This is a genomic window from Pedobacter africanus, assembly GCF_900176535.1.
Lineage (GTDB): Bacteria > Bacteroidota > Bacteroidia > Sphingobacteriales > Sphingobacteriaceae > Pedobacter > Pedobacter africanus.
This window is the reverse complement of the sequence record NZ_FWXT01000007.1, coordinates 1-9,425: the sequence shown is the minus strand read 5'-3', so window position 1 is coordinate 9,425 and position 9,425 is coordinate 1. Positions and strand designations below refer to the sequence as shown.

Genomic DNA, 9,425 nt, shown 5'->3' with positions numbered 1-9,425 from the left:
ACCAGTGCAAACGCTGTTACAGGAAAAGTTGGGGGAACCAATTTCTCCAACAGTTTACTGATTGGCCATCAAACTACGGGTACCCTGACTACTGCCGATAGAAACATAGGTATTGGGGTGGGATCACTTTCCAGTATCACCACCGGTGATGACAACATTGCCATCGGTTACCAGGCTTTAAATGCCAATACCACCAGCAATCAAAATATTGCTATCGGGCGTCAGGCCATGTCTGGCAATTCAAGTGGATCTAGCAATACAGCAATTGGTTTGCAGGCTATGGAAGCAAATTCAAGCGGACACCATAATGCGGCCTATGGGTATTTAAGTATGGTTAACAATTCAACGGGCTCTCAAAATGCTGCTTTTGGGCAGGAAGCCATGCAAGGCAATGACACCGGAAATAAAAACGTAGCCGTTGGTGGAGAGACTTTATATAACAATAGCCAGGGTAGTAATAACATTGCAATTGGTTTTGGGTCAGCCGGCTCAAATACCACAGGAAGTAACAACACCATTATTGGTTATGTTGCCGATGTAAGCAGTTCGGCCTTAACCAACGCCACCGCCCTTGGTAACGGTGCTGTTGTAAATGCAAGCAATAAAATCCAGTTGGGTAATACCAGTGTAACAGCGGTAAATACGAGTGGAGCAGTAACAGCAGCTTCTTTTATAAAATCCGGTGGTACTTCTTCCCAGTTTTTAAAAGCAGATGGTAGCGTAGATAACAACACCTATTTGACAAGTACCGGTTCTGCGTATAGTTTTATGTCAAAAACAGCCGATTATACCATTACTGCAGCTGATGTAACAAAGAACCTTATTGTGAAAAACCGGAGTAACTCGCCGGTTACATTTACCTTGCCAAGTGCCGCTTCAGCCGGAGAAGGTAAAATGATTTACATCAGCTCCACTTCAACCAGCACACCACAATCGATTAATGTATTGACAAATGGGTCTGATCTGCTTTTCGGGTTTTATACTACACCTTCAGGAACAACGGACGTTTCTGCAACAACTTTATCAAACATCAGCTGGATACAATTAATAAGCGATGGCACGAGTTGGAATATTCTGGGAATGTATTGGTAATATCATGAAAAGAACTTGTAAAACACTGGTACTAATGGCTATCATGGCCATTGGTACCACAACATCAAAAGCCCAGTTAAACCCGCTATCGGCACAGTATTACACCAACCAGTACCTCATCAATCCTGCATTTGCAGGAGCAGGTGAGGGCTTGAAACTGAACGGTGCCTACCGTAAGTTATGGAGCAATGTACCTGGCTCACCCCTGACCCAAAACCTGACAGCAGATTATGGCTTCAACAAAGTGGGGATAGGACTTTCTGTAAATAACGAAAGTGCAGGTTTGCAGCGGCAAACCCGGGTAGTGGGCAGTTATGCCTATCACCTTAAATTAAGCGAAAGCAACCATAGACTGCACTTTGGTGTTTCCCTTGGTTTCATGAGCCAAAGGCTGGAAAATGCGGACATTTATGGGAACCCGAACGACCCTATGGTAGGGCAGTACAACGACCGCAAAACTTACCTGGACGGTGATTTTGGTGTTGCCTACACTTCGGATAAGCTGAATATTCAGGCTTCAGTGCCCAATCTTAAAAGCGTGCTGAAAAAGGATGTGATCAAACTGGCCGATGTGGCTACCTTTTATACTGCGGTAAGCTATAAGATCCAGCTCAGCGAAGGGCCGGAAGGCATAGACATGGAGCCTAAAGTTGCCTACAGGGGAGTAAAGGGATTTGACAACATCTGGGATGCCGGCTCGCAGTTCAGTATTGCGGGTAAACAGGTGTTTTTACTGGCCATGTACCATAGTACTGAAAATGCAACCTTTGGTTTGGGTATGGATTTCAGAAAAAAATACCTGATCAGCGGAACCTATACCACCCAAACATCGGCTTTGAGTGGCTATACGAACGGCAGTTTTGAACTGAATTTGAGGCTAAACCTGAGTAAGTAACAAATTTGAAAAGGGATGATACATGATGAATTAAGAAAACGGGTGCTTTTAAAAACGGGACTTGATCACATTACCTCCCGCGATTGCGAGCAGATTGCAAATGGAATCAATCAATCCTTAAACAGGCATATCAGTGTAACCACATTAAAAAGAGTGTTTGGATTTGCAAAAAAACAGCACTCTTTTTCTAAATATACACTGGCTACACTAATGGATTATGCCAATGCAGATGAGCTTATTCTTCCAGACCATAAGCCTGAAACATTCGCTCCGGCCCGGCCCGACAACATAAAGATCCTGTCTTTCCTGGCAGAAAACGAACCGTATGCCGAAGCTTTCAACGGGCAAGAATGTTTAAATCCAAAACAACTGGTCTTAGAGGCATTGGAAATATTACAGAAACAAAACCTGGAATTTTTGCCCCTTGCAGATCGTGGCAAATGTATCGGGATGGTGTATGGTAAAGACCTGGTTTACTTTCTGGGTTGCGATGATCAGATGTACGGTACGCTATACCATAAGTTTAATTTTGACCTGTATACAGCTATAGCAATTCTGCGCAGGTCATGAAAATATTTTAGTACTTTGCGCGCTGAAAAAACATCAGACTAAAATCATGAGTGCAGATCAGCAGATACCACATAACGTATATTTTGAAGGTAAAGTTCAAAGCCTTGGCTTGGAAACCGAACAGGGCAAAGCCACACTGGGGGTAATGAAAAAAGGAAATTACACTTTTTCGACCTCTGGTCCTGAAGTAATGGTAGTTATATCCGGCACGATGAATGTAAAACTAGACGATAAAGGCTACCAGCAGTACCTGCCCCAGGATAAGTTTGAAGTAACGTCGGGAGCTTCATTTGATATCATTTGTGATACCGATGTAGCGTATTTGTGCTATTACGGATAAGCAGCATTACATCGCCTTAACCTCTTCCCAGATCTTTGCCACAACAGGTATTCCCAAATTTTCATTTTCAACACGGGTTTTTAAGGTGCGCTCACCAGGATAGGTTATCTGGACTTCAGGATTAACCGGCGTACTATTTCTGGTATACGTAAGGACTTCCTCTATTAAAGCCGCATGCAGGTCTGGCTGCTGAATACAAATGAAACATTGGGATACATTTGATTCATCTGACTGTGCACTTATTTTAGCCGTAGAATTACCGCCGCTAAGGGCCACTGCAAGCAGGTCCAGTACAAGCGCCAGCCCGGAGCCTTTCCAGAAACCAATGGGCAGGCCCGCCCGGGTCTTTCTGATGGCGGCGGGGTCTTTACTCAGTTCACCCTGTTCATTGTAACCGCCCGGAAAGGGGAGCAGCTCTTTTTTTAATTCATATTCCTGCATTTTGCCATAGGAAAACTGCGACATCGCCATATCGAGTACCACATGACCGTTTTCTCTGGGGATGGCAATAACCAGGGGGTTGTTACCTAAAACAGGCTCTTTACCAGCCCAGGCAGGCATACTTACTGTGGCATTGGTAAAGCAGATGCCAATGCAGCCTGCTTCTGCAGCCTGCCAGCCATAGGTTCCGCCCCGCATCCAGTGATTTGTATTTTTAAGGGCTACACAGCCAATACCATTTGCCCTGGCCAATTCAATGGCGCGGCCCATACAATGTTTAGCGTTTGCCATACCAGGGCCTGCATTTCCGTCCCAACGTTCAATAGCAGCAAATTTTTCCAGCAAGGTAGGAACGGCATCCGGCAATACCAGACCCTTTTTAACCAGCTTAACAAAAACCGGAAACCTGTTCAAACCGTGTGAATACACACCGTCCCTGCTATTTGACGCGAATATATCGGCACAAGTTTCTGCTGTTGCTGCAGAAAAATACAGTTTCAAAAGAACCCTCTCAAATTCTTTTTTAAGTTCCTGAAATGGTATACGTATCATGGTTATTTCAAAAGTAGACAATATTACTTTTTTAAAGGGTGCCTTCAATAGTAAATGAACAAAAAAAACAGTCGTTAGATTTTTGATTGTTAAATAATTATAGTTAATTTCATTTTACCTATAAAATAATCATCTACCTAAATCTCGCTGTCTATGACTGTATTCTACTATGTCATAAATTCTTTTCGTATAAAATTTCTTCTAGCCGCTCTTTTACTTTTGCTGTCTGCAATGGCTTTAAATGCGCAAACTTATACCAAACATTACATTGCACCGGCCCCATGGCAATACTGGAGCAAGGCGAATGAGGTAGTGGTGGCCACCAACAGTACTTCGGCAGTTACGGTTACCATTCAAAAAAGCGATGGTACCTTAATGGCCACGCTAAGTGCCGTGGCTGGTACACCAGCGGTTTACCGCTTTACAGCATTGCCCAGTACCCTTGCCATTAATGCTTTGAATACCGTTTTGAATGCTGCAGGTATGATTGTGACTGGTACACGGCCCATATCTGTGAACGTGAGAAACGTGGCATCTGATGCTTTGGGCACCGAAGGTACAGATACCAATATTAAAGGAAATGCTTCGTTATTCAGCTTTGGAGATGCAGCTATCGGAAGTACATTCAGGGTAGGATATTACAGGGATGGGAGCTTGAACTCCGGAACAGGTGAAAGGCCTACCTATTCTATTATGGCCATTGGAAACAATACCACCATAAAAATTGGAGGGGTAGCAACTACAACCTTGAATGCCGGCCAGAGTTACCTGTTCAGGGCCAATATTGGTACGCTGGTAGAATCTTCGGGGCCTGCAGTAATGAATACAGGGGCCAGCTTTGATGCCCCGGTAGCCTGCGCAGATGGTACGAGCAACCCGGTTCCGCCTATATCTTCCTTAGGGGCTGAATATGTGGTGATAAGGGGTAATGGAAACACTACAGCAGAACAATCGGTAATTATTGCAACCGAAGCTAATACCACCTTAACCATTACCAATTTCAATTTAAACGGAACTGTAGCAAGTACCAGTACTGTAAACCTTGTAGCGGGCGGCAGTTTTACACAGATACCTAACGGAGTGGGTACTACCAGGTATACATCTACCCGTATTGTGGCCACCAAAAATGTGGTGGTTTATTCCGGCTCAGCCGACGGTTGTGAGGTAGACGTAGCCACCATTGCCCCAATTGCCAGTTGCGGGGGCTCATTAAGGGCAGAAAGTTATAAATTCCGTGGTTATGCAGTTGGTTCGGGCACACCACCAGATCTCCCTTATTTTGGCTTTATCCTTACCAGAAGTCTGACAGATAAGGTATACCTCACTACAAAAGGGAGCGCCACCATTAATTACACCGGCACAGACATTGAAACTATACCTGGTATTGGCGCAAGGCGGCAATTGGGCAGCTCGGGCATTTATGAAATTGATTTTACTAATGTACTAATCGGTGCGCCGTCGGTATTTACATTAACCAGCGCATCAAGGCTTACCATTGCAGCTATAGAATCTGGTGCCGGGTTTTCAATGGCTAATTATATATCCCCTTTTCCTGAAAAAGCATTGCAGCCAACAGTAAACCAGACAGATTGTGCATCGGCAACTTTAAGCGTTGACGCGGGCAGCAGCGGGCCGTATCAATGGTACCTGGATGGTGCGGCAATAGCCGGTGCAACAGGAAGTACGCTTGTGGCCACTGCCTCTGGCAGCTATAGTGTAACCTCACAGCTGGATTGCGGCATCAGTGCCCAGTCACTCCCTGCTACGGTTGCGCTTTGTAATATTGACCGTTCTATTGTTAAAACGGTAGACAACCTTACTCCTTCTGTGGGTGCTACGGTAACTTTCACTTTAACCGCAAAAAATCTTGGTATCGGAAATGCCATTGGGGTTTCTGCAACAGATTTGCTGCCCAATGGTTTTACTTTTGTTTCTGCAACGGCCTCTGGGGGTACTTCATACAATGCTGCAACAGGTTTGTGGTCTATAGGATCTTTAGGCAGTAATGCGGAGGTAAGCTTGGTTATAAAAGCAATTGTGAAGAGTACCGGATCTTATGTAAATACTGCTGCTATAAGTGGAACACAAACAGATAATGTAACCAGTAACGATGTAAGTTCAGTGACTTTAACCCCTGCTGCTTCTATCGGGGTAGATGTTTCCGGTACTGATGCGCAAACGGTGTGTATCAATAATGCCATTACCAATATTGTTTATTCTATTGGAGGCACGGCAACAGGGGCAACGGTAACCGGCTTACCTGCAGGGGTAACGGCAAGTTATAGTTCGGCTACCAAAAAACTTACCATTTCCGGTACGCCTACAGCAGCTACTGCCGGTACCCAGACCTATACCGTTACCACAGTTGGCGGCACACCAAATTCTACTACTACCGGTACCATTACCGTGCAGGGCGTAGTGGGTACACCTGTGTTTGCGGCCGGTACGGCATCTTCACGATGCCAGGGATCGGAAGTGATCACTTATGCAGCTACCGCTGCAAATACTACAGGTATAACCTATACCTTAAGCAATTCAAGTGCTGGTGTAATCAATTCAGCCACCGGTGAGGTAACCTGGTCGTCTCTTTTTTCTGGAACAGCCACCATCACTGCAAGTGCTGCCGGTTGCAGCGGTCCCAAAACGGCTGTACATACCGTTACCGTATCCTCAACGGGAGCAGTAAATTCAAGCACCACCGTGTGTGCGGGCGACGCAACAGTGCGGACGCTTACTTTATCGGGCCAAAGTGCAGGCAGCACTGTGTCCAGGTGGGAAAGTTCTGTTGACAATGGGGTAAGCTGGCAATCCATAGCCAATACAGGTACAACACAAACCTACAGCAACCTTGCGGTAACCACCATGTACAGGGCGGTAGTGGTTGCCGGAAGCTGTACAAATACCTATGCTAATGCAGCAACAATTACTGTTACCCCGGTTCCGGTGGTTACCGATCAGGAAACATCACTATGCGGGGGCGGAGGAACTTTTACGGTGGCACCTGCAGGTGTCCCTTCAGGTACAACCTATACCTGGGCTGCGCCGGTAAAATCACCTTCAACCATTACCGGCGGAACGGCAGCAAGTAACCAAAGCTCCATTAGCCAGGCCCTCTCCATTTCCGGCTCATCGGCAGGAACGGTAACTTATACCGTTACACCTACCTATTCGGGTTGTACAGGAACATCTTTTAAGGTTACGGTTACACTGGTACCAACAATTACAGCCACAGCAAGCAACCCGGCTGCTATTTGTTCGGGTTCTGTATTTAGCGTAAGCCCAACGGCCAGTGTAAGCGGCATACAATATACCTGGACTGCCGCGCAATTGTCTGGTGCTGCGGTATCTGGCTTCAGCAGCCAGACCACTCCAGTTGCCGCCCCCATAAGCCAGCGGCTCACAAACACAGGCAGCGGTGCCGGAGTAGTTCGTTATACGGTTACACCAATCTTAAATGGCTGCAGCGGAACTTCCTTTAACATAGATGTTACGGTTCAGTCTGTATTAACACCTGGTTCCATCGGAGCCGATCAAACCGTTTGTGCCAATACTGCCGCCGCTACGCTTAATTCTGTTAGTGCCGGCACAGGATCAGGAACAATCAGTTACAGGTGGGAAAGCTCGCAGGATGGTACTACCTGGAACACCATAGCACAGGCAACAGGGGCCAGTTACAGCCCGGGAACTTTAACTGCCACAACACAGTTCAGGAGAACAGCCTTGAACGAGTCAGGCTGCTCGTCGGCGCCTTCTAATATAGTCACCATTACCGTTACACAACCCCCAACACCCGCCAATGCAGGTCCGGATCAAACTCAATACAATTCGGGTGTATTTACCTTGCAGGGAAATGCACCTTCCATAGGAACGGGTACCTGGACGGTGAAGGCCGGTACCGGCACTGCCAGTATAGCCAATCCGGGCAGCCCCGGCACAACGGTTACGATTGCCCCAAATACCAGTGTTACTTTGGTATGGAGTATAGCAAACGGAATATGCAATGCCTCTGCCGATGAGGTAGTTTTAACCTATAATGCTGTTGCAGATCTGCAAATCAGCAAGAATGTAAACAGCAACAGCCCTAAAGTGGGGGATATCGTCACTTTTACGGTAACCGCATTAAATAATGGTCCCAGCACAGCAACCGCAGTTAAGGTTACAGATGTGCTCAGAGCGGGCTACGCTTTTGTTGCGGCAACGCCTTCAGCAGGTACCTTTAATCCGGCTACGGGCGAATGGACTATTGGTACACTGGGCTTGAATGCTGCCCAGAGCCTGGAATTAAAAGCAGAAGTGACGGCAAACAAAACGGCTGCCGATTATCAGAATACAGCAGTAATTGCAGGGGCAGAGAACGACCCGGTGGCTGCAAACAATACCGTTACGCTAACAACTGTGGTTCCGCAACGGGTGCTGGATATGGGGCTTGTTAAAACTGCAGGCACGGCAGCAGCAGGACAGCCACTAACCTATACCCTTACCGTAACCAATAACGGGCCAAGCAATCTTAACCCGGCTGATGTGATTACCCTAACTGATGCTTTGCCTGCCGGATTTACCTCCGCAGTTTACACTGCCGGAAGCGGCACATATACCAGTGCAAACGGAAACTGGACAGGTTTAACTTTGGCTGCCGGGCAAAGTGCCGCACTGAGCATTAGCGGAACACTTGCTGCAACGGCTACAGGCAGTATTTCCAATACTGCATCTCTTACAGGCCCTACAGGTACCGCAGATCCGGTAAGCGCTAACAACACCGCTACAGTTGTTTCTGCGATAAGCCGTATAATGGATTTTGCTGTTGTTAAAACTGCAGGTACCGCTGTAGCGGGGCAGCCGCTTACCTATACCATAAGCCTTACCAATAATGGCCCTGCCACCTTGCAGGCGGCAGATAATATCACGGTAACGGATGCATTGCCGAATGGGTTTGAAAACCCGGTTTACACTGCCTCAAGTGGTAATTTTTCGAGCACAACAGGTAACTGGACCGGCTTAACACTGGCAAGCGGTCAGAGTGTAAGCCTGAGCATCAGCGGAACGGTTGCGGCAACTGCCAGCGGTAGCTTATCCAATACGGCGGTGGTTAACGGCCCGGCCGATACCAGCGACCCTGTAAATACCAACAATTCTTCAACTGTAGTTTCCACTATTGGCAGGGTAATGGACCTGGGCCTGAGCAAAACCGCATCTGCAGCCGTAGCAGGGCAGCCTTTGGTTTATACCATTACAGTAACCAACAACGGCTCCAGCTCGCTGCTCCCAACAGACAACATTACCATAACAGATGCATTGCCTGCAGGTTTTACCGGTGCTGTTTACGCAGCCACCAAAGGTAGTTTTACCAGTTCAAACGGGAACTGGACGGGGCTTAACCTGGGCACTGGCCAGAGTGCAAGCTTAACCATTACAGGAACACTTTCCGCAACGGCTACCGGCAGTATTTCCAATACTGCATCTGTTACAGGCCCAGCTGGTTCTGCAGACCCTAACACGGCCAACAACAGTTCAACGGTTACCACCCCTGTAAGCCGT

6 protein-coding genes are annotated in these 9,425 nt (G+C 47.0%); 5 read left to right on the top strand and 1 reads right to left on the bottom strand.

Translation table 11 applies throughout. The annotated features are described in order from the left end of the window. The 4 genes from B9A91_RS24190 to ppnP all read left to right on the top strand — a co-directional run. Positions 1-1,092 (top strand): hypothetical protein (locus B9A91_RS24190; protein WP_200815725.1); only part of this gene is annotated, 1,092 nt, incomplete at its 5' end. A 4-nt stretch (positions 1,093-1,096) separates the two neighbouring features. Then, entirely contained in the window at positions 1,097-1,987 is an 891-nt protein-coding gene (locus B9A91_RS23880; RefSeq protein WP_084241592.1) for a PorP/SprF family type IX secretion system membrane protein, read from the top strand. Between the two features lie 15 nt (positions 1,988-2,002). Beyond that, positions 2,003-2,557, top strand: coding sequence for a DUF294 nucleotidyltransferase-like/CBS domain-containing protein (locus B9A91_RS23875; RefSeq protein ID WP_084241590.1), 555 nt, complete (start codon positions 2,003-2,005; stop codon positions 2,555-2,557). 46 nt (positions 2,558-2,603) lie between these two features. Further along, the gene (gene ppnP, locus B9A91_RS23870; RefSeq protein WP_084241589.1) at positions 2,604-2,897 is read left to right on the top strand and encodes a pyrimidine/purine nucleoside phosphorylase; all 294 of its coding nucleotides are present in this window, start codon (positions 2,604-2,606) and stop codon (positions 2,895-2,897) included. A 6-nt stretch (positions 2,898-2,903) separates the two neighbouring features. Here ppnP and yiaK read toward each other — a convergent pair whose 3' ends face one another. Then, positions 2,904-3,890, bottom strand: a complete 987-nt coding sequence (gene yiaK / locus B9A91_RS23865; RefSeq protein ID WP_200815724.1) for a 3-dehydro-L-gulonate 2-dehydrogenase — start codon at positions 3,888-3,890, stop codon at positions 2,904-2,906. A 231-nt stretch (positions 3,891-4,121) separates the two neighbouring features. On the opposite strand from yiaK, the gene B9A91_RS23860 reads away from it, so the two are divergent. Further along, a partial coding sequence (locus tag B9A91_RS23860; RefSeq protein WP_159451776.1) for a beta strand repeat-containing protein occupies positions 4,122-9,425 on the top strand: 5,304 nt, incomplete at its 3' end.

Bases quoted from the DNA above. Each gene is read 5' to 3' on its own strand.
- B9A91_RS23880 (WP_084241592.1), top strand. From the start codon at position 1,097: ATGAAAAGAACTTGTAAAACACTGGTACTAATGGCTATCATGGCCATT.
- B9A91_RS23875 (WP_084241590.1), top strand. From the start codon at position 2,003: ATGATACATGATGAATTAAGAAAACGGGTGCTTTTAAAAACGGGACTT.
- ppnP (WP_084241589.1), top strand. From the start codon at position 2,604: ATGAGTGCAGATCAGCAGATACCACATAACGTATATTTTGAAGGTAAA.
- yiaK (WP_200815724.1), bottom strand. From the start codon at position 3,890: ATGATACGTATACCATTTCAGGAACTTAAAAAAGAATTTGAGAGGGTT.